The organism is Aquimarina pacifica (genome assembly GCF_000520955.1).
Lineage (GTDB): Bacteria > Bacteroidota > Bacteroidia > Flavobacteriales > Flavobacteriaceae > Aquimarina > Aquimarina pacifica.
Genome location: NZ_JACC01000007.1, coordinates 67287 through 93427 on the forward strand (window position 1 = coordinate 67287; position 26141 = coordinate 93427).

Here is a 26141-nt window from a genome sequence, read left to right on the forward strand (position 1 = left end):
AACATTGAGCACTCTTTTTATTTAAAATAATCAAGTAGCATTCCTTTTTTAGAAGAAGAAACACCTAGTTCTTTTCCTGAAGAAAGAACCACACTACCTCCTTTTCCCTTTCTGTAACGAACTATCTTACTAATATTAACCAAATAACTTTTGTGTATTCGTGCAAAACCGTGTTGATGTAAAGAATCTTCAAAATATTTAAGGGTTTTGCTCACCAGCTTTTGCCCTTTATCCAAGTATATCTTTGTATAATTATCATCGGCTTCGCAATACATAATATCACTAATTTGCAATACTTCAAAACCATCCTGTACAGGAATTGTAATTTTACCTTCTACTGCAGTGATATTAGGCACCAAAACTGTATCAAGCAGATCCGCTTCTCGTTTTTTAATATGAATTACATGATCAACTGCTTTTATAAGATTGTCTATTGCAATTGGTTTTAAAAGGTAATAAGTTGCTTGTGCATTTAATGCATCTACAGCATAGTGATCGTATGCCGTAACAAAGATTATTTCAAAAGTACGGTCAGGAATTTTTTCTAATAAATCAAATGCATTACCATAGGGCATTTCTACATCAAGAAACAATATATCCGGGGTATGCAATTCTAGTTGTTCTATTGTTTCTTTTACACTTGCCGCCTCTCCCAAGATATTTACAGAAGGGCAATATTTACCTAAATAATTTCTGATAATAGTTCTACTGTTTACCTCATCATCTACTATTATAGCAGTTAAATTCATATATCTTTTTTAAGAATTAGTGTTACTTGTGTACCTTCATTATTATCATTTAGATCTGATATTGATACATTAACTTTGTCTTTATGCATCTTATTAAGAATCTCAATTCTTTTTTTGATGTTACCCATCCCGCTAGACTTTTGCTTTTTTTGATTTAAAGTCTTTAATTCTTTCGATTTTTTACGTCCAATACCATTATCCAAAATCGTTATCTCTATACTATCCTTTGTTTTCTTTTTAAAACAAATAGACAACTTGCCTTTTTCAGACTTGTAGCGCAATCCATGCCAAACTGCATTTTCTACGTAAGGCTGTAACAACATTGGGGGTATTACATAATCATCTATATCTATTTGGGGATCTACATTGATCATATACTCGAATTTATCCTGAAACCTAAAATGTTCTAACTGCACATAAAGCTTTAGCAACTCTATTTCTTTTTCTAATAAAATAAAATCTTGTTCACTATTTTCTAAAACTGCTCTCATAAGCAGAGAAAAATCGGTAAGATATCTATTTGCCGTCCGTTCATCACTGGTAGCAATAAATGTGTTCACAGAATTTAAGGCATTAAAAATAAAATGTGGATTCATTTGCGAACGCAGTGATTTTAATGCAAGTATATTATTAGCATATCGCTGTTGTTTTATATTGCGATACATCAAATAAGCGACAAATAGTAATAAAAACATTAAACCAATTAAAAAGTAAATAATGATCCGTTGTCGTAAACTTTGTTGATTTATAAGTTCCTGTGATGCAAAGGCCAACTCGTATCGCGCCTCATTGAGTTCTCTATCTTTTTCGAGTGTAGTAATTCGATTTGCTCGTTGTGCCAATTCTCGACTAAAACGCGCTGCTTGCGAAATTTCCTGATCCTTTTGCATATAAAGCTTATCAATAATTACTTCATATTCTTCAAAAGCATTAGATGCCTTTTCTAGCTCTCCCCGCTCTCGATAAACTTCTCCTAATTTTCTGGTAGCATCTTTTTGAACTATTAAATCATTTCTTGATTCAGCTTCTTTAATACTTTCTTTTAAATAAGGTATTGCCTCTTCGTATTCTTCCTGAGCCGCAAAAGCTCGCGCTATCTTGTAATTCTGCACTTGTGGGGTAAGAGACTTATCCTCTTCTACAGGAGCACTATCATCTCCCTTAATGTCTTCAATATCCTCTAATGCCTCTTTCCTTAGTTGTATCTCTTTATCATAACTATTATTCTTATTGTAGAAATCAGCAGCAACTGTTCTTTGCCGAGCAGATGTTTTTTTATCTTTGCTTTGCGCCAATTGCACAGAATTATCCAAGTATTCTTCAGCGTCGATCATGTTCCCCTCTTGCTGTAAAACTTCTGCTAACTTCGAGTTCAATAAAATAATTTTATTATCTATTCCATTTCTCTTACTTAGCGAAAGTGCCTTATTATAATTAGATATGGCATTAGAATAATCCTGTAATCCCTTATAGCTATCCCCCATTCCTAGATATACATCCACTTTTTGAACAGAACTCAACCTAGACCGAATTAATTGATTAAAGGTTTGTAATGCAGGTTGATATTTTGCATTTTCGAGCTGTGCCATTCCCAATTTTATTTTTACTTCAGCACTGTATTGATTCTTGAGGCTAATTAAATAATTGCTTTCTGCAAGATCTGGTTGTTTCCAATGCGCATAAATATCGGCTAAGGACTCAAACAGTTCGGCCTTTTTATTATTAGCCAATGGGTCATCGTCCCGAATTGTTTCTAGAGCATTTGTTATAAAATCAATACTTTTAGCAGCATCTTTTTTTAAGTTTTGACGAGCTGCATTCAAATTTTCTCGATATTGGGATTCTAGTTTTTTCTTTTTAACAATAGTGCTTCTGTTTTCGAGTGGGTTATCCTTTACCAGAATATCAATCCTTTGATTATCCTTAATTGTATATCGCACTGTTTTAAAACTGTCATGCGAAATAATGAGTTCATCACCTATTTGAGCTTCTATTCTAAAATCGCCAAAAATATCTGTTATAACCCTACCTTTCCCTAATATACTTACTTCTGCATTCTTAATTGCTTTTAACGTATTTTCCTCCTTTACGGATCCTTTAATTGTAAGTTGCTTAGATCTTATTCCTGAATCATTTTCTTGCCCAACAACCATATTTGGCAGACAACAAAAAAACGCTACAAGTAAGATAATCTTCTTCATCATTTATTATTAAAATCAGGTAAACTTAACCCATTTTAATGGGATAATAAAATTCACATTTCTTGATTACGGCCTTTTTTAACTACATCCATATATAAAAAAGGACACTTCCTAATTCATTTGGTCAATTCACTCATTTATAAGCATTACTCCCTCATTATTGATTTTTATAAAAAAAAGATCGCAATACTTTTATCCAAAATAAAAAAAGAGATTATGAAGACATTATTTTTAGGAAGCACCTTATGTTTATTAAGCATTATTTCTTGTAATGCAAACCATAAACCCAACGCAAAGCTTGCATTAAATCAAGAAAAAAATCACTTGATACATACGACCAAAACAGATCCAAACTCACGTAATATACAAGTAGCACTATTATTAGACACCAGTAATAGTATGGATGGGCTTATCGATCAAGCTAAAGCACAACTTTGGGAGATCGTTAATGAACTATCATATGCCAAGTGTGGACAGAATGAGATACGTCTAGAAATTGCTCTATATGAATATGGTAATGATGGATTACCTGCTCAAGAAGGCTTTATTAGACAAGTACTACCCTTCTCAAATGATTTAGACGAAATATCAAAAGAACTTTTTGCCTTAACCACCAACGGAGGGAATGAATTCTGTGGCAAAGTAATTAACACTTCGATTAATCAATTACGTTGGAAAAAAAACAATGATCACCTCAAACTTATTTTTATAGCAGGAAATGAGCCTTTTACTCAAGGCCCAGTAAACTACAAGGATGCGGCTATAGATGCCCTAGAAAAAGACATCTCTATAAACACGATTTTTTGCGGTAATTATAGACAAGGTATTGAAACCATGTGGAAACATGGTGCAGATATAGCACATGGAGACTACAGCGCTATTGACCACAATCTAGAAACCGTTCATATTGTAACTCCCTATGACGATATTATACTACAACTTAATAGCCAACTTAACAACACGTATATTCATTACGGAAGAAAAGGTGCCGAAAAAAGAAGATTGCAAGCAGAACAAGATAGTAATGCAAAATCATATAGCCCGGCAAATGCAGTTAGTAGAGCTGTTAGCAAAAGTTCTGGGTTCTACAAGAATAAAAGCTGGGATTTGATTGATGCAGCAGACGATGAATCTTTTGAGATCGAAGAAGTTGCTAAAGAAGAATTACCAGCAGAGCTAAAAGAAAAATCAGGAACAGAACTCAAACAATACATAGAAGAAAAAAGTAGAGCACGAAAAGAAATACAAAACAAAATCAATGAATTAAACAAAAAAAGAGTTCTGTATCTAAAAGAGCATAAAAAAGATAGTGATGTTAATCTTGAAACAGCTTTGCTCAATGCTATAAAAAAACAAGGGAGAGAAAAATCATTTTCTTGGGACAACTAATAAAACTTATTTAGTCATGAAAAACCATATGAAAACAATATTTTTTATTCTTATATCAATACCTGTTATGTCACAAGAGAAAAAAAAATTACCCAATTCAAAAGTTGATTTTGATTCTTTCTTAGAAATATCAGAAGAGATTAAAGAGTATAGAAAGGACCGATTAATTGCGTTAGACACTTTTTTAAGCTACCTAAAGGATGAGCATACTATTTTATTAGACACTAGATCCAAAGAAGCATACAAAAAGAAACATATTAAAGGAGCAATCCACATTAATTTTTCAGATTTTACGCAAGAAAAATTACTTAAAAAATTAGGCCCAAAGACTACAAGAATATTAATCTATTGTAATAATAACATTGATAAAGATCCAATTAATTTTGCCACTAAAAAAATAGAATTAGCACTAAATATCCCAACATTTATAAATCTATATGGATACGGCTATAAGAATGTATATGAATTATCGTCTTTGGTATCTGCAAAAAATAAAAAATTACAATTCGAGGGCAGCGACATTCGATAAAAACAGTTATTTACTGCTACGCACATAGAAGTAAAACCCTATTATTCTATAAAATTAGCTGTCAATTAAGATTAAAAAGAAATAACAATACCTCAACATGGCTACAAGTTCGTAGCCATGTGTCTTTTTATATCTTGTTTTGACGACTGTATTATAACCGTTCTTTTTCTTGAACACCAACTAATTTGATCATTTTCAAAACCATCCCTTTGACTAAAATTTCAAATATCACTGAAAACCGTGTTTTCTATACGTTTAGGATATTTTAACTTTACCCTCACAAATCGAACTATAACTTTTACAAACCTAACAATCAAATCACAATGCCTCAAACATTTGACCCCAAAAAAATCAAGAAAAAACATACGACAAACATTCTTCCATCAATTAAGAGTAGTACTCTGTTTCAATTCGAAAACCTTGATATTCTGCAGATATTTCTATCTACTAAAATTAGACGTATAAATAACACATCGGTCTATACGTATCTTTAAACATCAAACAATTAATAGTACTTGATAATCGGCAAGAGTTTAATGTATGCTCCATTTTAAGGGCATAAACATTATATGTAAAACTAATAGGAAACACACACACTATCCTAATCTTTAGTAGAGCAGCAAAAATTTGAGCCGAAAACAAGTACATACCTTATAGTATATCCACCAAATTATAATATCTACTATAAAAGAGACCAATTAGCTATCATTTCTAATAATTACACACATTGTTGAAAATAAAAATTCACAAATTAAATTATTATTTAAAATGAAAAAATTAGCTTTTAGTTATTATCAAAAAAAGAGCATCATTGCTAGAAACTTACTCTATTTGTTTTGTCTCATGAGTTGTTACGCACCGATGCATTCACAGCAATTACCTGATCAAGAAAAACTGAGGATTGGAACAAATTTAGGAGGACTTGCAGATTATGGTCAAGAAATCCCATTTGTTGATTTAATGCGAACCTGTAGACAATGGTACTCTCAATCTATTGATGATCCCAATGCCGGTTATACTTCTGGTTTTGAAGATGAACTAACCTATCGAGAAGACGGATACCCCACACACATCCCACAATCAATAGAAGCGTCAGAGTTTGATCAAAGATTAGCAACAGTTTGGGCAATAACAGATGGTTGGCCTGCAGGAACGTATACTGTCCTATGGGAAGGTACAGGTGACTTAGGTTTTGTTTCTGGCCCCGGATTTGAAATTTTATCAGAAGAAAACCATAGGATTACTTTTTCATTCAGTGACCCAGGTGTTTTTATCGAAATGAGAATCAACGAATCACAATTATCCGATCCTATTCATAACATTCGTGTATTAATGCCAGGAACAGAGGAGACGTATCAGACCCAGCCTTTCTATCAAGTCTGGCTTGATAAGATTTCACCATTCAATGCTTTCAGGTTCATGGATTGGGGAAAAACCAATAACTGGGGAAGAACTTCAGAAGGCTGGGACACTCCTACTCTTTTTGACTGGGATGAACGTGCAAGAATGGACAACTATACCTGGACAGATTCAAAAGGTATTCCTTATGAAATGATGATACGATTAATGAATGAATTAGACGCCGATGGTTGGGTTTGTGTACCTCATAGAGCTAGTAATGAATATATCTCTAACATGGCTGCATTTTTTAGAGACAACCTAGAACCAGATCGTCACTTACATGTAGAATATAGTAATGAAGTATGGAATTGGGCCTTTGGACAGACGCAATGGGTAAATAAGTATGGAGAAGGTGATGGAGATTATGCCTGGGGAACCAGAATGGGATCTATGATGGATAATTGTCTAAGCATATGGACCGATGTTTTTGAAGGACAACTAGATCGAATAACAAGGGTCGTTGGTGTTCAATTATCCTGGATTGCGATCGGAGAAGAAGTTGCTGCGCGTGTAGATGACAGCCACTATGATGCCATTACCCCAAGTTTTTATTTTACATTTTCAGAAGAAGACGAAGCTAGATTAGACGAATTAGGTGCGGCAGCAACGGTTACCCATATTGCTGACTTTGCAAGGACTCATATGCCAACATATTTTGGGTATATAGAAGATGTAAATAATTTGTGTCAGCAATTAAATAAAAAAATCACCTTTTATGAAGGCGGACAACATTTTACACCCGTACCTTTTGGGGCATCCTCAACATATGATCATGCCCTAGAAGCTATACAACGGGATGATTCTATGTATGATTTATATAATGAATGGTTTGATATGATTAGAACCATTCAAACTGGTGATGAACCATTATTATTAATGAATTTCTCAATGATAGGAAGTATAGGTGCCCGCTACGGCAGTTGGGGAATATTAGAATCTATGTATCAAGACACTTCTGTAATCCCTGCTCCAAAATATAGGGCAGTTATCGAGAATAATGCTGGTTATCAAGGCAATCCGAATCCCGATACAGAACCTCCAACTATACCAACGGATCTTGTTTCGTCTCAAATCACCTCTAATTCTGTAACACTAGAATGGACTGCAGCTCTAGACAATGTTGGAGTAACTGCGTATAGAATCTCAATTGATAATGGTACTGAAATAATTATTACCGACACTTCTACAGAAATAGCAGACCTAACCGAAAATACTATTTATACATTTACCGTAGCTGCAAGAGATGCAGCAGGAAACTGGTCAGAAGAAAGTGAAAACTTAACTGTAGAAACTCTGGAGGACACAAATCCAGATACCACAGCACCAAGTATTCCTATGAATCTAACTGCCTCTGATGTAACATCAAGTTCACTTAGGCTATCATGGGAGCCATCTACAGATGATACAGGAGTTACTTCATATAATGTGTCTATTAACGGAACCGCTCCTGTAGAGGTTACTGATACATTTTTGGAAGTCGAAAATCTTACTGCTGAAACCGAATATACATTTACCGTAACAGCGGGAGATGCTGCTGGTAACTGGTCTGAAGAAAGTGAAAATTTAGTAGTAATGACACTCGAAGATCAGATCGTAGATATAACCCCTCCTTCAAGCCCAACAGAATTTAACGCAAGCGAAATAACTCAAAATTCTGTTAACCTAACCTGGAATGAAGCAACAGATAATATTGGGGTTACGAATTACTGGATATTTAATGTTATTGATAATTATTCTATCATTGAAGTTCAAGAACCTCAAGTAATAATTAATGATCTTGAACCAGCAACTTTATACGAGTTCGTATTAGTAGCATTAGATGCCGCTGGTAATCAATCTGAGATAATTTCTTTGACAATTACTACAGAAGAAGAATCTGGCGATGATACCACTCGACCAAATATGGTAACAGGATTATCATTAGTTAATATCACAACAAATTCATTGACATGCACTTGGGATGAAGCTACCGATAATGTGGGGGTAGTAAAGTATTGGTTCTTTCTGAACGGAGATAACCCTATAGAAGTATATGATACTGCGGTTACAGTAGAAGGCTTAACAAGTAATACAATGTATGAATTAAGTGTTATAGCACTGGATGCAGCCGGAAATTGGTCGCCAGAAAATGTAGGAATAAATGTTCAAACCCTCTCAGACGATAATCCAGATACCACAGCACCAAGTATTCCTATGAATCTAACTGCCTCTAATGTAACATCAAGTTCACTTAGGCTATCATGGGAGCCATCTACAGATGATACAGGAGTTACTTCATATAATGTGTCTATTAACGGAACCGCTCCTGTAGAGGTTACTGATACATTTTTGGAAGTCGAAAATCTTACCGCTGAAACCGAATATACATTTACCATAACTGCAGGAGATGCAGCAGGTAACTGGTCTGATCAAAGTGAAAATTTAGTAGTGATGACACTCGAAGATCAGATCGTAGATATAATACCTCCCTCTAGCCCAACAGAATTTAACGCAAGCGAAATAACTCAAAATTCTGTTAGCTTAACCTGGAATGAAGCAACAGATAATATTGGAGTTACGAATTACTGGATATTTAATGTTACTGATAATTATTCTATCATTGAAGTTCAAGAACCTCAAGTAATAATTAATGATCTTGAACCAGCAACTTTATACGAGTTTGTATTAGTAGCATTAGATGCCGCTGGTAATCAATCTGAGATAATTTCTTTGACAATTACTACAGAAGAAGAATCCGGGGATGATACCACTCGACCAAATATGGTAACAGGATTATCATTAGTTAATATCACAACAAATTCATTGACATGTACTTGGGATGAAGCTACCGATAATGTAGGCGTAGTAAAATACTGGCTCTTCTTAAATGGAGATAATCCGATTGAAGTATATGATAATTTCATTACTGTAGACGGGTTAACACCCAATACGACATATGAATTAAGTGTTATAGCACTAGATGCAGCAGGAAATTGGTCGCCAGAAAATGTAGGAATAAATGTTCAAACCCTCTCAGATGATAATCCAGATACCACAGCACCAAGTATTCCTATGAATCTAACTGCCTCTAATGTAACATCAAGTTCACTTAGGCTATCATGGGAGCCATCTACAGATGATACAGGAGTTACTTCATATAATGTGTCTATTAACGGAACCGCTCCTGTAGAGGTTACTGATACATTTTTGGAAGTCGAAAATCTTACCGCTGAAACCGAATATACATTTACCATAACTGCAGGAGATGCAGCAGGTAACTGGTCTGATCAAAGTGAAAATTTAGTAGTGATGACACTCGAAGATCAGATCGTAGATATAATACCTCCCTCTAGCCCAACAGAATTTAACGCAAGCGAAATAACTCAAAATTCTGTTAGCTTAACCTGGAATGAAGCAACAGATAATATTGGAGTTACGAATTACTGGATATTTAATGTTACTGATAATTATTCTATCATTGAAGTTCAAGAACCTCAAGTAATAATTAATGATCTTGAACCAGCAACTTTATACGAGTTTGTATTAGTAGCATTAGATGCCGCTGGTAATCAATCTGAGATAATTTCTTTGACAATTACTACAGAAGAAGAATCCGGGGATGATACCACTCGACCAAATATGGTAACAGGATTATCATTAGTTAATATCACAACAAATTCATTGACATGTACTTGGGATGAAGCTACCGATAATGTAGGCGTAGTAAAATACTGGCTCTTCTTAAATGGAGATAATCCGATTGAAGTATATGATAATTTCATTACTGTAGACGGGTTAACACCCAATACGACATATGAATTAAGTGTTATAGCACTAGATGCAGCAGGAAATTGGTCGCCAGAAAATGTAGGAATAAATGTTCAAACCCTCTCAGATGATAATCAAGATACCACAGCACCAAGTATTCCTATGAATCTAACTGCCTCTAATGTAACATCAAGTTCACTTAGACTATCATGGGAACCATCAACAGATGATACCGGAGTTACTTCATATAATGTGTCTATCAACGGAACCGCTCCCGTAGCGGTTGCTGATACATTTTTGGAGGTAACAAATCTTACTGCTGAAACAGCCTATACATTTAACGTAACTGCAGGAGATGCAGCCGGTAACTGGTCTGATGAAAGTGAAAGCCTAACTGTAGAAACTTTAAATTATAACAATGATGATGTAACCCCTCCTTCAAACCCTACAGATTTTATCGTGAGTGAAATAACTCAAAACTCTGTTAGTTTAACATGGAACGAGTCTACCGATAATATAGGAGTCATAAATTATTGGGTATTTAATGTAACTAACGGGTATACAGTAGTTGAAGTTCAGGAACCTCAGGCAATCATTACTGATCTTGAACCAGACACTTTATATGAATTTGCATTAATAGCCATAGATGCTGCAGGTAATCAATCTGAAACAATCTCTTTAATGGTTACCACAGAAGAAGCATCAACAATAATAGATGTTACAGCACCCAGTATTCCTGAAAATCTAGTAGCATCGGATATAACCGAAAATTCTATACGAATATCCTGGAATCCGTCAAGTGATGATACCGAAGTAACTGCATATAGAGTATCCGTAGATGGAGCTACACCAATACAGGTAACAGATACATTTTTAGAGGTAGAAAATCTTGCTTCAGAAACAGTATATACATTTACCGTGACAGCAGGAGATGCCGCTGGTAACTGGTCTGAAGAAAGTGAAAATCTAGAAGTACAAACAGCAGAAGAATCTGGTGAAGATACAACACCTCCATTGGCACCAACTTCTATTACACTCAACGGAAGAACAGAAAATTCTATAAGTTTAATCTGGGATGAGGCTATTGATAATGTTGGCATCGCTCGTTATTGGGTTTTTAACATTACTGATGATTATGCTGTTCTTGAAGTTAATGCACCAGAAGTTACGTTTACAGGTCTTGATCCTGCAACTTCTTATGCATTTGAAATAGTCGCTTTAGATGCAGCCGGAAATATCTCTCCTTCTACAGGCTTTACTGTTAGAACACTATCTGATGGCCCTCTAGAAGAGCTCAAGACTTACTATTTTGGACATAGCCTTGTAGCACATACTTTTGGTAATCAAAGTATACCTCATTGGTTTTACTTATTAGCTCAAGAAGCTGGATACAATTATACAGCTGATGGTCAATTTGGCTTCCTACCACTTCAGACATTGCCTCCAACTCATACGTGGCATTTTGATATTGTTCCCAATGCATGGGATCAAACTTTTGCAGTTTCTGATTTTGATAACGTGGTTGTTACCGAAGCTAATTTTAATCAATATCAGGATCCTTCGGATTTATTTATGGATAGTAGCTCTTATGAAGCGACGTTGAGAGTATTAGATTATGTGAGATCAGAGACAGCAAATATTCCTTTTTATATCTACGAAAATTGGCCTGATGTAGCGGATAAAGATATACAAAACGTTACTGCTCAGGATTTGATTGATTTTAACACCTTAACCAGAGGTAGTTTCCATGATTGGTGGGTATTGTTACAAGATCAGGTAAATGCTAACCCCGATGCCAATGTTAAACTAATACCTGCCGGTTCAATAGTTAGTGGGTTACTTACCGATTTTCCAGCATTAGCAGCAATTACAGCTCCTGATTTGTTTGAAGATAATGTTCACGGACAACCCATTATGTACTTCTTAACTGCATTAGTTCATTATATGGCTATCTATCAAGAGAAACCTCCATTATCTTTTGTTATCCCTAGCGAAATCCCTGTAGGAGTCAATAATAATTACGAAGATATTATTGATTACATATGGGATGAATTAGTAGATTTCAATGATGAAAACGGAAATAGTAGAGTTTGGTTTGATGATGCAAATAAAACGCTTGATTCGTTTTCTAATCAAGATTATGGTTTTACGATTTACCCAACCATAGTAGAGGGAAATTCAATAGTGTTACACATAAAACCTAAGGATTCTTCTCAATTAACATTAGATAGGGATATTACTATACATTCAGTTGACGGAAGACAAGTCTATAATACTGTATTACATAAAAAAGCAACGATATTACCTTTAAAAAATCTAGTGTCGGGAATGTACGTACTAAAAATTAAAAATGGTAAAACGATAACCACTCACAAAGTAATGGTTAAATAAATTTATTACCGCATATCATAAGAAAAGCGCTCAATTATTCATAGAATAGTATGAGCGCTTTTTATTTTGTATTCGTCAAGCTTAGTTCTCATAAATATTTCTACTACCGAATCTCATGATAAAGCAAAATCTAATTGTAAGTGGTAAAGCATCATTCTTAAACCTTAAGAAACAATAAACTTCGGTACGTTATTAGTTTTGGTATAATATTGTAATATCACATTAAAAGGTAAAGTGATACCGTTAGGCTTAGATCTTACTCCTATTAATAGATTTTTAAACCGCATAATGGGGTTAAATAATATCTCATTAAATGAATTTATCCTATTCTACCCAAAAATTTAGTGCAAATTTTCAACAAAAACAGCATCATACTTTTAATACAAACTAATAATGCTAGTTTGATTCTAAACGAATTGAGTGTTTTGATTGCATTCGAGAGTTAAACCTCAAAAACAAATTTTACAATAAATTAGAATATAAGAAAACGTAATTTTATTTTGAATTAACAGCTGGACAATTACAATCCCATCTTTCTTTGAGCTTACCAAAATTGTATCCTAAGGTAAGTTGATGAAATCCTCCATCGCTTATCACAACATCGTTCTGCTGATAACTATAAGTATATCCGACGATCCATTTTTTATAATTCACACCCAAAAATGGGGTGAAATATTGCAATTGCTGATTTCGTATAGTCAATCCGTCATTAGAATATTCTGCACCGTCTAAATTACGACGATATGACATTCCGCCCCACAGTGTTGTATTATCATTTAATTCATAATACGTCTTTAAATTTCCATCGAGAGAAGCTTCTTGGGTTTCATCTGTGAGTAAATACATAACTGAGGGCTCTAAGCTAAAATCCGTACTTCCCAAACCAAACAAATATCCCAAAGAGAATACATATCTACGTTGGTTACTAGAATCTCCAAACTCTCCGTCTCTTTCTGCATTATCAAAAGTATCTCTGGTAACAGGTAATAAACTCTTAACAGTAAAATGGGCGTACCATTCTAAATAATTATAAGAAAATCCAACATCTATATTATAATAGGAATCTTTCTGAATCCTATCTAGTACAACGGGGTCAGGATCAAAAGAATCGAATAAATCAGTAGTATTCACATTGGATTGAATAAAACCGGCACTTAGTCCAAAGGACAACATATTAAGATCGGTTCTATCACGTGAAAATAACAAGTGATAAGCATATGTAGCATAAAAACCAGTTTGAGAAAAACGACCATTTTCGTCTTTGAAAATAATTCCTCCCCAACCCGACTTTTGGCCAGTTCTAAAATTAATATTTAATGTTTGTAAATTCGGAGCGTTGTTAACATCGAACCACTGCTTTCTAGCAGTAAGGCGAATCTTATTCGCATTCGAGGCTCCCGCCATCGCAGGGTGCACCAAATATAAATTATCAGAAAGATAATCTGCATACACTGGTATACCCTCTTGCGCTGTTACAAACTGAGAAGTAATCATCACAAAGCATACGATACAAAATGTTTTTAAGTTCATTTGGACTCTATCATTAAAGGGGGCTAAATAGATTTTTCTGAAAAACCAACTAAACTTAAACTCTAAAAAAATAGTTTATATTGTTGATCTTCAATATTTTTTTTAAAAGTACTATAGTAGGTTAATCTCTCAAATATATAAATTTTTGTCAGAATATAAGAGATATAGGCTTTTGAAGTGTTCTATTATGGTAATTCTAACAGTAATTAAGCAATATCTCATCCTACTTATAAAGTGCATTATATACTATTATACCTAGAGTATCCTAATGCTTTTTAGTAAATTTGCAAAAAAATTAGCCCATGGAAAAGATTTTCGAAATAAAAACAGAAACTACCTCTAATCCAGGTATTATCAAATTTGAAGCTAACTACTTTTTAACGCAACATACCAGCTATGAATTCGACAATATAGATCAGGCTAAGGAATCGCCATTAGCACAACAATTATTCTATCTACCTTTTGTAAAAAGAATTTTTATTGCTCAAAATTTTATAGCCATTGACAAATATGATATTGTAGAATGGTCAGATGTGCAGGATGAAGTGGCAGAACAAATTAAAAATTACCTTAATAGTGGTCAACCCGTTATTAGCGAAACAGATATTAAAGTTGCCAAAAAAACAGCAATTACCATATATGCAGAAAGCACTCCAAATCCAGCGGTATTAAAATTTGTTGCTAATAAAAAATTAGTAACTGCGGGACACGAGTTCAAAAATATTGATGAAGCCACAGATTCACCACTGGCTAAAGAATTGTTTCATTTTCCGTTTGTAAAAGAAGTCTACATTAGCGAGAACTATATCTCTATCAGTAAATATGACATGGCCGACTGGAACGATATCACCTTAGAGATTCGAGAATTTTTACGTAGTTATCTAGAGCAAGGAAAACCAGTTTTATCTGATAATGCCACTCTGGTCAAAAACAGTATAGAAGAGCAAGCTGATATAGATTTTGAAAAATTAGATGACACCTCAAAAGATATTGTAAATATTATAGAAGAATATATAAAACCTGCAGTAGCTAGCGACGGTGGTAATATTTTATTTGATTCTTATGATCCAGAAAGTAAAGCTGTAAAAGTAATCCTGCAAGGTGCATGTAGCGGATGTCCATCTTCTACCTTTACCCTAAAAAACGGAATAGAAAGTATGCTCAAAGAAATGCTAAAGGACAAAGTAGAAACAGTAGAAGCAATAAATGGGTAGTTTACCGAAAAAAATTAGCTGTCATCGGAAATACTGTTAAAATATTCACTCTATTTACTTTATTAAGAATAAACAATCCCGTATATTAGAGATTCACATAAAGTAATAACTAAAAAATATTAAAATGGCAATTGTTAAAGTAATAGAGATTATTGCAAGTTCTGAAAAAGGTTGGGAAGATGCCACCAAAAATGGTATAAAACAGGCTTCAAAAACTGTAAAGAATATCAAGTCTGCTTGGGTATCTGATCAAAAAGTTATGGTAAAAGATGGTGAAATCTCTGAATATAGAATAAACCTTAAAGTGTCTTTCGAAATAAAGTAACTTAATTAAGACGTATTCAAAATTATATTCTAGTCATCTTTCTTAAATAGATACTACAAAAGGTAGTATTTAAATTTATGAAATAATATCAAAGAGCATCTCAATATTCTTGAGATGCTTTTTATACTTTTATACTATATTAAAATTATCCTAAATGAAATACTGGTTTCTACTGTTATCTATCCTTGCCATTTCTTGTACAAGTCAAAAAAAAACTCCCATGCCAGAACATGAATACACAAATGACTTAATTGAGGAAACGAGTCCTTATTTATTGCAACACGCTCATAACCCTGTTAATTGGAAACCCTGGGGAGAAGAAGCACTACAGCAAGCAAAAAAAGAAAATAAACTAATCATTGTAAGTATAGGATATGCTGCATGCCATTGGTGTCATGTGATGGAACATGAAAGTTTTGAAGATCCAAAGGTTGCAGAAATTATGAATACTCATTTTATTAATATTAAAGTAGATCGCGAAGAACGTCCCGATGTCGATCAAGTATATATGAGTGCGGTACAATTAATGACAGGTAGTGGCGGATGGCCCCTTAATACAATTACATTACCAGACGGAAGACCTGTTTGGGGTGGGACTTATTTTAAAAAAGGCGCATGGATTGATGCACTAAAGCAAATGGCTGATTTACATCAAAAACAACCAGAAAAATTAATTGATTATGCATCAAAACTCGAACAAGGGATTAAAGCAACCTCTATCGTAGAAGTAAACACAGAAGAAGTTAATTTTAATAAAGAGTTTATTGATTCCTCAGTAAATGAATGGAGTACACACTTTGATCACCAAAAAGGAGGTACAAAACGAGTACCAAAATTTATGATGCCCAATAATTATCAATTTTTACTTAGGTATGCATATCAAACCAAGGATGAAGAATTATTGACTTTTGTAAAAAATACATTAACAAAGATATCCTATGGAGGCGTTTATGATCATGTTGGAGGAGGTTTTTCTAGATATTCTACTGATGATAAATGGCATGTACCCCATTTTGAAAAAATGTTATATGACAACGCCCAGTTAGTGAGTCTATATTCTGACGCATATTTGATTACCAAAGACCTTTGGTTCAAAAACGTAGTATATGAGACATTAGATTTTGTATCAAGAGAACTAACTAATGAAGAAGGTGCTTTTTATTCATCATTAGATGCTGATAGTACAACGGCAGAGGGCGAATTAGAAGAAGGTGCATTTTATGTATGGACTAAGGAAGAGCTTAAAAGGCTTTTAGAAGATGATTACGAACTTTTCTCTAATTACTACAACATAAGTTCGTACGGCTTCTGGGAAAAAGATAATTATGTCCTCATTAGAAAAGACAGCAATTCTGCATTTTGTGCTCAGTATAAAATTGACAATAAAACATTGCAAGCAAAACTTGCTTATTGGAAAAACCATCTTCTTGATGAGCGTTCTAAACGTTCAAGACCTCGATTAGATGACAAAACATTAACCTCCTGGAACGGATTAATGATCAAGGGATATCTTGATGCCTATAGAGTCTTTGGAGAACAAAGGTTTTTAGACGCAGCTCTAAAAAACGCAGAATTCATTAAAAAGAATCAGTTAAATAAGGACCACTCCTTATTTCATAATTACAAAAACGGAAAAAGTAGTGTTAATGGATATTTAGAAGATTATGCCACCATTATAGAGGCTTTTATTAACCTGTATCAAAATACATTTGATCAAAAATGGCTCAATGCGTCAAAACAACTTACCGAATATGCACTAACCCATTTTTATGATAAAGAGAAAAATATATTTTACTTTACGTCTGATAAGGATCCTGACCTAATAACCCGAACTGTAGAATCAAGTGATAATGTTATTCCTGCTTCTAATTCTATTATGGCAAAAAATTTATATTTATTATCTCATTATTATGATCGATCAGACTATAAAGAAATAAGTAAGTATATGCTTCATAATATTAAACCAGAAATCAAATCATATGCATCTGGGTATTCTAATTGGTTAGATCTTATGCTTAACTTTTCGTTCGATTTTTATGAGATAGTAATCATTGGTGAAAATGCCAAAACCAAACTTAAAGAATTTAATACAAGCTATATTCCAAATAAATTAATAGCAGGTGGTATATCAAACTCTGAGCAAGTTTTGTTAAAAAATAGATTTGTCGAAGAAAAAACACTCATTTATACTTGTGTCAATAATGCCTGTAAATTTCCTGTAGAAGAAATAGACAAAGTTCTTAAAATAATACAATGACAAACTAACACTTGTTATACTTGAAAATCAAATTTTTAGAATTAAAAAAAACGTTTTCGCTCTTAAAACTCGTCGTTTTTGGTGATTTTCTTTACTAAAAAGCACTTCTATTTCACTCAAATTGTTCTTTTTTACGGTTTTACCGTAAATATTTTATGCGAATAAACTGTTAAAATTACTGTTTTTCTTATTATTTTTCGGTGATTTAAGTGATTTTAGTTAAAATTCCGTAAAAGTTATCAGCTAAAACCCTTATTCATTGCTTATATCCAAGCATTTAGCTACTTTTATAAAACCTAAATCTATTGAATTATGAAAAAAACTTTACTCTTATTTTGTGCCCTAATCTCAACTACTTTAGTAGCACAATTACCGCGAAATTTACTTGTTTCTACCGAAAAAATTACCATGTATGATGAATACGAGGGTAGTATATATATGAAGAGTCGTTACAAAGAATCAAGTGTTATTGACGAAAAATCAGGAACATTTGATGCAAAGTTAAAGTATAATGTATATAGTGACGCTCTAGAATTTACAACCCCATCAAACGAATTATTTGCCATTACTCAGAGTCCTACTATTCACGCAAGAATAGATGGTGATTATTTTTACTATTGTAATTTTAAAAATCAAAGAGGAATGAATAAAGATGGTTATTACATTCTTGTAGAACTTAACGACAGATATCGTATTTACAAAAAGTTAACTACAGATATTATAGATCCTGTTGCACAAACATCAATGGTTAAAAAATCTACCGATGGTGAAGATGTAGGAAAGGTTAAAATTGCAACCACCTATTATCTTGAGGAATCAGGTGTGATTATGGAGCTACCTATGAACAAAAAAGAAATGCTTGCTGCATTCAACGATAAGGAAAATGAATTAGAGCAATATTTGAAAAAAGAGAAACTTCGTCTTAGAAAGGAAGAGGATCTAATTCGCTTAGTAGCTCGCTACAATGCCTTGAAGAGTTCTGACTCAGGAATATCAAGAAGCTTACTAAGCAACTCAGGAACAAACTAACAACTGATTCAATAGGTAGTATATGGTTATATACTTACATTAATAAAAACGCGATACCATCTGTAGCATATACAGGTGGTATTTTTTTTCAAAATAGTTAGTCCTAATATTATTTTCTAAAGTGAAATTTTATTGAATAGTAAACAAACTAGACTATCCAGCCACAAAATCCTTTAAATAGTATGGCTCAAAATAACCAACATCCTCAAAATCCTTGTTCAAAAACTTAGCATAACTTAATACCCCCATTTCTTTTGCTGAAGGTAATTTGTTCGTAATAAATACCGCATCACTGTAAGTACAAATAGTAGTATATTTATCAACACCATTTCCTATAAAATATACTTTTTTATCCGTTAAAAACGGAAGAAAAGAAGTGTCAGTAAGTATCTCGGCCTTTGTTTCTCTGACTTGCTTATTAGAGTCAGAAGAGAAAACTGCAGAATACACCTCCATTCTTCTCGCATCTATCATTGGAATTACATAATTCTCATCTTGATCCTCTACTTGTAAAGCTAATGATTGTAAGGTCGATATTGCAATCAGCGGAATATCTAGTGCATAACACAACCCTTTTGCTGCGGATACTCCAATCCTAAGTCCTGTATAGGACCCAGGGCCCATACTTACAGCTACAGCCGAAAGATCTTTAAGAGACAATCCTGCTTCTTTTACAACTTTATCGATAAAATTATGGAGTTGTTCTGCATGAGAATATGTAGTATTATAATCTTCCTCTAAATTTACTATTTCGGATCCTTTTGCTACGGCAACAGAACAATTAGTAGTAGAAGTTTCTATACAAAGAATGTAGTCCATCTTTTCAAAAAAATTTGTTCAAAGATACTCTAATTAACCATATTATACTCGCACAAATACGAAACTAACAACACTTAATAAACTATCCAGAAAACCTGATAGATACCTCCTGCCCGTTAGAGTTTAATATCTGCCACTTTTATACCAAAATAAAGCTCAAGTACTTTTAATTTAAAAATGTAGTCAAACTTGTTTTGTACTTCCTGACTTTGCGCATTTTCGAGTCTAAACTTTGATTGGTTAAAATCAAATGCATTGGTTAATCCTACATCATATCGATCCTTAGCATATTCATAAGCTCTTTCTTGGGCCTTTACTGATACCTGAGCAGCTTCAAACGCTTCTGCAGCTCCCTTTGCATCTAAATAAGCTTGATACACATTACTATCAAGATCTAGCTCTGCCTGCTCTAATTGAAACTCGGTTCTTTTGACATTAATCTTACTTCTTTTAACAGCATTTTTTACAGAAAACCCATTAAATATAGGAACTGAAAGAGAAACTCCGTAGTTCAAACTATAATTATCAGAAAATTGATCAAAAACTGGAGAAGGATTACCGATTATTGGGTTTCCTGAAGTATCTACACCAATAAGTCTTTCTGCATCTGTTTCAAAAGTACTAACCCCAAAGGAACCTGTCAATGTAGGGTAATATCCTGCTTTGGCGATTTCTACATCTTTTTCTGCAATTAACTTACTCTGCTCTGCAATTTGAACTTCGTATCTTGCCTCTCTTGCTCTAGACCTTATTTCATCAATGGGTTTATCTAAAATATCCGCATTAGGGACCAAGTATTCCTGTTCTGCTATATTAAACTTCTCGTAGTCCTTTATCAAAAGAGTTTGAGCTAAACTAATTAAAGAAATTTGTACTGCATTTTCTGCTTGAACTATTCGTGTTAGTTCATCTGCCGAAGTGGCTTCTATCTCTAAAAGATCTCCTTGCGGTAAAACCCCCGCTTCTACAAGATCTTGTGTTCTTTGTTGTTGCTCTAGGGTAATCTCATGTTGTTTTTGAATTACCTTTAGAGACTCTTTATTTAATAAAACTTGCAAATAACTATTTGCTACGAATAATGCAATATCATCTTTAGACTTTCCTAAATTATATTTACTCAAGAGTATATTTAGCTTAGCTCGCTGAAGTTGGCGTAAATTACTTAATCCATCAAAAATTGTAATTCCGGTGCTTGCCCCATAAGATGAACTTCGAAATGTTTGAATACTATTAGTTCCCGTCTGAGGGTCATTTGCCAATCCCGAACTCCAGGAATTAGAAGCCGAAGCATTTAACGAAGGTAAGAAATTACCTATGGCATCTAATTTATCAATCTTTGTAGTTTCGAGATCCAATGCAGATTGTTTTATCGAGATATTATTCTCTAATGCGTACTCAACGCATTCTCTCAAAGTCCAATTCTTTTCTTGTGCATATGAAGATATCCCTATAAAAAACACAAAACACACTTGTAACGTTCTTATAATCATTTTTTTAGTACTTAAATCACTTTTTTGAATAGAAAACTTGTTCTTATTTTTTATTATTTTCATTAGCCAAAATTTAGTAGTGCCCTGAAGTTTATAAATCAGTTTTAATTTCTTGACACGTCACAGTCGCATTTTTATTTATATAATGAGAGTTCTATTATTTTAAGCCTAGTTCTCAATACTTGTATTTAACAATATTGTATAAGTAACTCTTCTACTAATATTGTTACATGTTTTTTATTAAAGTTTGTATTTATTTATCTAATACCATAAATCAAATCCGAACATCTTAAAATCGAAATAAGACACAAACAACTAAAAAACAAACCTTTAAGCCTCAATTAATAGCCACTTTTATATTGGTATTAATTATTTTTATTTTCTGCATCTCTTTTTATAGGCTCTGTTTTATTCCAGACCTTTATCTCATCTTCCTCTGTGATACCAGAAGTAATTTCGACATTAATACCATCAGACAACCCTATTCTTATCTCTCTTTTTTCGAATTCCTGATCACCAGTTTTAATCTCTACAAAGGGGTCTCCGTTTTCTTCATCAAACTGCAACAATGCTTCTTTAATAGCCAAAACATTATCCTTAGTACCTAATATCATAGCAGCATTGGCACTATAACCAGCTCTTATAAAATAAGAATCATCTAAATACACTTCACCTTCGATTTTAAATTGTACTGCTCCTTGTTCTTCGGTTCCTTTAGGAGCTACAAATTTTAGTTTTGCCTCAAATTCTTTATCCCGAATTGCGCCTAAACTTACCTTAAGAGGCATTCCTATCTTAAGCTTGCTTACTTCTGCTTCATCTACCTTTCCTTCAAAAATCATTTTATCAAGATCTGCAATACTTGCCACCGTAGTCCCATCATTAAAATTGTTACTTTGTATTACCTGATCGCCTTCTTCTACTGGAATTTCTAAAACGGTACCAGAAACCGATGCTCTTACATTAGTTATAGCTTGGGCACCTCCTGTTGAACCCTGACGAATTATTTGTAGATCGTTTGCAGCGTTTCTGACCTCTTGTTCTGCCTGGTTATAACGTAATTTTATATTCTGAAAATCCTGAGTGGATATTACTCCTTTATCAAACAGCGCCTTATTACGATTATATTCTTGCTGTGAATTATCTAGTGCTATTCTAGCATTTTGTACTCGTCCTCTAGCACTATTCAATGATTGTTCATTTGGCACAACTTTTACCTTTGCTATTAAATCACCCGTTTTTATGAAATCCCCTTCTTTGACAAATATTTTCTCAATAATTCCTGATACTTGAGGCTTTATTTCTACCTCTTCTTCGGGAATCACTTTTCCCGTGGCGACGGTTTTCTCCTCTATCGATGTCTTAAATGCTTTTTCTGTAGTAAATGTAATCGGTGATTTACTATTAGAATCGATAAGATATTTACCAGAAAAACCTAGTAAAGCACCCAAAATTACTAGTGCAAAAATTTTAAAAAACTTTTTCATTTTGATTGATTATTTCTTTTTGATTGTTACTTTATTCTTCCCTTAATGCTTCTATGGGTTTTATACTAACAGCTTTTTGAGCTGGTATTAATCCTATTAATGTACCCAGTACCACAATAGACAATAATGCCCCGACTACAGCAAAAAAATCTACAGTAGGGTTAAGAATAGGTATATCCTCATTGGTTCCTATTGCGTTATTAATCCCCCAAAGCAGCATAGTTCCTAATATAAAACCTGTCAATCCTGCTACAAAGGTGAGTAAAATAGACTCTAACATAATTTGTCCTCTAACCTCTCCTGGCGTTGCACCCAAAGCTCTTCGCACACCTATTTCTCGGGTTCGTTCTTTTACTGTAATTAACAAAACATTACCTATGGCAATGACTCCTGCAATAAGTGTTGCAATTCCTACAATGTATGTAATCAAACGCATGCCTGTAAGAAATCCATTTGTTTTGGCAACTGCTTCTCCCATATTAAAACTCCCAAATGCCTGATCATCTGCCTGATGCACATCGTGTAATTGCTTTAATTTTGTTTTTATGGTAGCCTCTGTTTGAACAATATCTTTATCTGGCTTTGCAGTGATTACCATCCAGGAAATCTTCTTTCCTTGATTAAAAATCCCTTGAAAAGTTGTAAACGGAAGAAAAATAGAGTCATCTCCTTCGAATCCCATTTGCGTCGGCTTATATACACCAATTACTTTAAAATAAATACCATTGACTTGCACATAATCCCCGATAGCGTTTTCGTCCTTCTCATAAAACTGCTTATAAATATCTTCGCCAATAACACATACCTTCCTTTGGTATTTAATATCTTCCTCATTAATAAAACGCCCCCCGTCAAAGATCTTTTTCTTTGACACTTTATCTATTGTAGGATAATCTCCGTATACCGAAAATGCACCTGATTTTGAACCTCTCACAAATTGACCGGGAGGTGTCCCCCAACGTCCTGTAACATTTCTGGGAGCTATATATTCTATATCATCAATCTGTGATTTTAGAACATCAACATCATCTAGTGTTAATTGGATCCCTTTACCTCTTTTAAACCCCTTGTTAGGCATACTGGTTTGTTCTCCCCAAACAAACATTGTATTGGTTGCAAAATCATTAAACTGACTTCTAAAACTATTATCTAATCCTTTGGCCATTCCCAAAAGAAACACAAACAAAAAGACACCCCATGTAACACCACTAATAGTAATAATAGTTCGTATCTTATTTTTGCGAATAGCACCATATATTTCTTGCCAGGTATCTCGTTCGAAAATAAATTTCATACCAAAATAGTTTTTTAAATTATTCATCTCGCAATGCAATTATTGGTTTTATCCTGGCCGCTCTTCTTGCGGGTATATAGCCTGCTAATAATCCAAAAAGTATTAATGTCATTGTTGCAATAACAATAATATTGGTATCTACTTTTGGATTAAGAATAAAGAATTCTTCAAGATTATTACCGATTAGTTTTAAAATAAGAATTCCTAAGACCAAACCAATGTAGCCGGCTATAGATGTGATCAAAACAGATTCTTGAAGCACCATTGCTATAATTGATCTTGGAGATGCTCCTAGGGCTTTTCTAATACCCAACTCTTTGGTTCTTTCCTTTACACTAAAAGTCATAATATTACCAATACCTATAACTCCCGAAATTAAAGTCCCAATACCTATAATAAATATAATTGCATAAATCCCTCCTAGAATAGCCATCGTTTGCTTAATATCTTCTGCAAAACTTCGCACTCGTATCGCACTTTGATCATTAGGCGCTACATCAAATTTTTGCTTTAAATCTTTCTCTATTTGCTTCGAAAAATCAATGGCCTGTTGTGTACTCATCGCCATATTGTACGATAAATTTATTCGATCCAAATGCTCATTATTTCCAAAAAGAAATTGAGCCGTTTTATAAGACATGTAGATAATTCTTTCTTCATTATCTCCTCCACTATCCTGAAAAACCCCTACAACCTTAAATGCTATACCATCTACATCAAGTATTTTACCCAGTGCATCTTCTTCCTTAAAAAGGTCCTTTTCTACCAACCTACCAATAACAATATTTTTAGTCTTATTTTCGACATCTACCTCATTAATATACCGACCTTTCATCATGATCGTTTTTTCTATATATTGATGATCCTGATTTACTGCCCGAACTTGATAATTGCCTGACTCACCCAGATACTTTGCCAATCCATTGCGATAAATTCTTGGGGTCGAATATTCTATTTTCCCCTTATAATTAGTATTTACAAACTCAAAATCTTCGTTCTCAAACTGTATTTTTCTATTTTCCTGAAAACCTTTATATGCCATTGATGTATTTCCTCCTCGAACAAAAATGACATTTTGTGCATCATCAACAAAACTGGTCAAAAAACTATTCAGCAGTCCATTGCCCAAACCAAGAAGAATGGTGAATATCAAAATCCCTAGGGATACTGTAAACCCAGAAAGAAAAGTACGCAACTTATTCTTTCCAATAGCCTCGAATATTTCTTGCCATCTATCTCTATCAAACATATTGAGACGCTCTTACTTGTTCTACTTTTCTATCTTCGACAATAACACCATCCTTAAGATGTACAATACGCTTACACATATCCGCAATATCTGGCTCATGTGTTACTACCAAAATTGTTTTACCTTCATCATTAATTCCTTGTATGAGATCCATTACCTCGTATGAAGTGGTACTATCTAATGCTCCCGTTGGCTCATCTGCTAGTAATACCTTAGGGTTAGCCGCCAAAGCTCTTGCAATAGCGACCCTTTGTTTTTGCCCTCCAGATAATTCACTAGGCAAGTGGGTGGCCCATTCTGCCAAACCTACCTTTTCTAAGTAAGACATTGCTCTTTCTGTTCTTTCTTTACGCTTTTTTCGTTGATAATATAGTGGTAGTGCTACATTCTCTAAGGCTGTTTTGTAATTAATTAAATTAAAAGACTGAAAAACAAATCCCAAAAATTGATTTCTATATCGGGCTGCTTTAGTTTCATTTAATGCTTTTATAGGTACATTATCCAAAACATAGCTTCCTGCATCTGGTTCATCAAGCATTCCTAAAATATTAAGTAATGTAGACTTACCCGAACCTGATGATCCCATAATGGCAACCAACTCACCTTCTTTAACACTAAAATCTATTCCCTTGAGTACATGAAGCGAATTGCTCCCCATTTGATATGACTTATGTAAGTCCTTTATTTCAATCATACTACTTTTGATTAAGATTTCTGAGGTAGAATATCTTTTACACTTTGATTTCACCTCAATAAAACACCCTATTCTTCATTAAGAATTACTAACATATAATTACAACTCGAAGAAAGACGATTGTTTTTCTTACTAAAAATAATTTTGAACAGTTAGTATTATCTTATCCCATAAGACGGAATATGTTAGAATTTCGTTACAGTTATTCCTGTTATGAAAATGTTAAAAAGATACGATTATAAGAAGTAAGCCTAACCTTCTTCATCAAATTTGACGCTAAACTTAAAAAAATAATAGATAATACTCTAACACCTATTTTCTTGTCACACCCTATTTTACTTCTAAT

General features: G+C 33.7%; 16 protein-coding genes. 7 read left to right on the plus strand and 9 right to left on the minus strand.

Translation table 11 applies throughout. The annotated features are described in order from the left end of the window. Positions 1-17: 17 nt before the first annotated feature. Positions 18-749, minus strand: coding sequence for a LytR/AlgR family response regulator transcription factor (locus tag DZ60_RS0104895; RefSeq protein ID WP_025740963.1), 732 nt, complete (start codon positions 747-749; stop codon positions 18-20). Then, positions 746-2950 carry a tetratricopeptide repeat-containing sensor histidine kinase gene (locus DZ60_RS0104900; protein WP_025740964.1) on the minus strand — a complete coding sequence of 735 codons (2205 nt, stop codon included), beginning with the start codon at positions 2948-2950 and terminating at the stop codon, positions 746-748. The genes DZ60_RS0104895 and DZ60_RS0104900 overlap by 4 nt, the downstream gene beginning before the upstream one ends. A gap of 216 nt (positions 2951-3166) precedes the next feature. On the opposite strand from DZ60_RS0104900, the gene DZ60_RS0104905 reads away from it, so the two are divergent. From DZ60_RS0104905 to DZ60_RS0104915, 3 genes are all read left to right on the plus strand, one after another. Then, positions 3167-4339 carry a VWA domain-containing protein gene (locus DZ60_RS0104905; protein WP_025740965.1) on the plus strand — a complete coding sequence of 391 codons (1173 nt, stop codon included), beginning with the start codon at positions 3167-3169 and terminating at the stop codon, positions 4337-4339. Between the two features lie 16 nt (positions 4340-4355). Then, positions 4356-4868 (plus strand): rhodanese-like domain-containing protein, encoded by a 513-nt coding sequence (locus DZ60_RS0104910; RefSeq protein ID WP_025740967.1) that lies wholly within the window; start codon positions 4356-4358, stop codon positions 4866-4868. 768 nt (positions 4869-5636) lie between these two features. Next, positions 5637-12407 (plus strand): fibronectin type III domain-containing protein, encoded by a 6771-nt coding sequence (locus DZ60_RS0104915; protein ID WP_025740969.1) that lies wholly within the window; start codon positions 5637-5639, stop codon positions 12405-12407. 495 nt (positions 12408-12902) lie between these two features. On the opposite strand, the gene DZ60_RS0104920 is transcribed toward DZ60_RS0104915, so the two are convergent. Beyond that, positions 12903-13937, minus strand: coding sequence for a PorP/SprF family type IX secretion system membrane protein (locus DZ60_RS0104920; RefSeq protein ID WP_025740971.1), 1035 nt, complete (start codon positions 13935-13937; stop codon positions 12903-12905). 302 nt (positions 13938-14239) lie between these two features. Between DZ60_RS0104920 and DZ60_RS0104925 the strand changes: the two genes are divergently transcribed. The 4 genes from DZ60_RS0104925 (at position 14240) to DZ60_RS0104940 (ending at position 18762) form a co-directional block, all read left to right on the plus strand. Then, positions 14240-15151 (plus strand): NifU family protein, encoded by a 912-nt coding sequence (locus tag DZ60_RS0104925; protein WP_025740973.1) that lies wholly within the window; start codon positions 14240-14242, stop codon positions 15149-15151. A gap of 124 nt (positions 15152-15275) precedes the next feature. Beyond that, the gene (locus DZ60_RS0104930) at positions 15276-15476 is read left to right on the plus strand and encodes a dodecin family protein (RefSeq protein WP_025740975.1); all 201 of its coding nucleotides are present in this window, start codon (positions 15276-15278) and stop codon (positions 15474-15476) included. Between the two features lie 154 nt (positions 15477-15630). Next, positions 15631-17733 (plus strand): thioredoxin domain-containing protein, encoded by a 2103-nt coding sequence (locus DZ60_RS0104935; RefSeq protein ID WP_081740396.1) that lies wholly within the window; start codon positions 15631-15633, stop codon positions 17731-17733. Positions 17734-18045: 312 nt separating this feature from the next. Beyond that, positions 18046-18762, plus strand: coding sequence for a hypothetical protein (locus tag DZ60_RS0104940; protein ID WP_025740979.1), 717 nt, complete (start codon positions 18046-18048; stop codon positions 18760-18762). A gap of 153 nt (positions 18763-18915) precedes the next feature. On the opposite strand, the gene tsaB is transcribed toward DZ60_RS0104940, so the two are convergent. The 6 genes from tsaB to DZ60_RS0104970 form a co-directional block, all read right to left on the minus strand. Further along, complete coding sequence (gene tsaB / locus DZ60_RS0104945) at positions 18916-19581, minus strand: tRNA (adenosine(37)-N6)-threonylcarbamoyltransferase complex dimerization subunit type 1 TsaB (protein ID WP_025740981.1); 666 nt, start codon at positions 19579-19581, stop codon at positions 18916-18918. Positions 19582-19697: 116 nt separating this feature from the next. Further along, entirely contained in the window at positions 19698-21134 is a 1437-nt protein-coding gene (locus DZ60_RS0104950; RefSeq protein WP_241448721.1) for a TolC family protein, read from the minus strand. 302 nt (positions 21135-21436) lie between these two features. Next, on the minus strand, positions 21437-22558 hold the full coding sequence (locus DZ60_RS0104955; RefSeq protein ID WP_025740983.1) for an efflux RND transporter periplasmic adaptor subunit: 1122 nt from the start codon (positions 22556-22558) through the stop codon (positions 21437-21439). A 31-nt stretch (positions 22559-22589) separates the two neighbouring features. Then, positions 22590-23852 carry an ABC transporter permease gene (locus DZ60_RS0104960; protein ID WP_025740985.1) on the minus strand — a complete coding sequence of 421 codons (1263 nt, stop codon included), beginning with the start codon at positions 23850-23852 and terminating at the stop codon, positions 22590-22592. Positions 23853-23871: 19 nt separating this feature from the next. Next, entirely contained in the window at positions 23872-25101 is a 1230-nt protein-coding gene (locus DZ60_RS0104965) for an ABC transporter permease (protein ID WP_025740986.1), read from the minus strand. Continuing rightward, entirely contained in the window at positions 25094-25795 is a 702-nt protein-coding gene (locus tag DZ60_RS0104970; RefSeq protein WP_025740987.1) for an ABC transporter ATP-binding protein, read from the minus strand. The genes DZ60_RS0104965 and DZ60_RS0104970 overlap by 8 nt, the downstream gene beginning before the upstream one ends. Positions 25796-26141 lie beyond the last annotated feature (346 nt).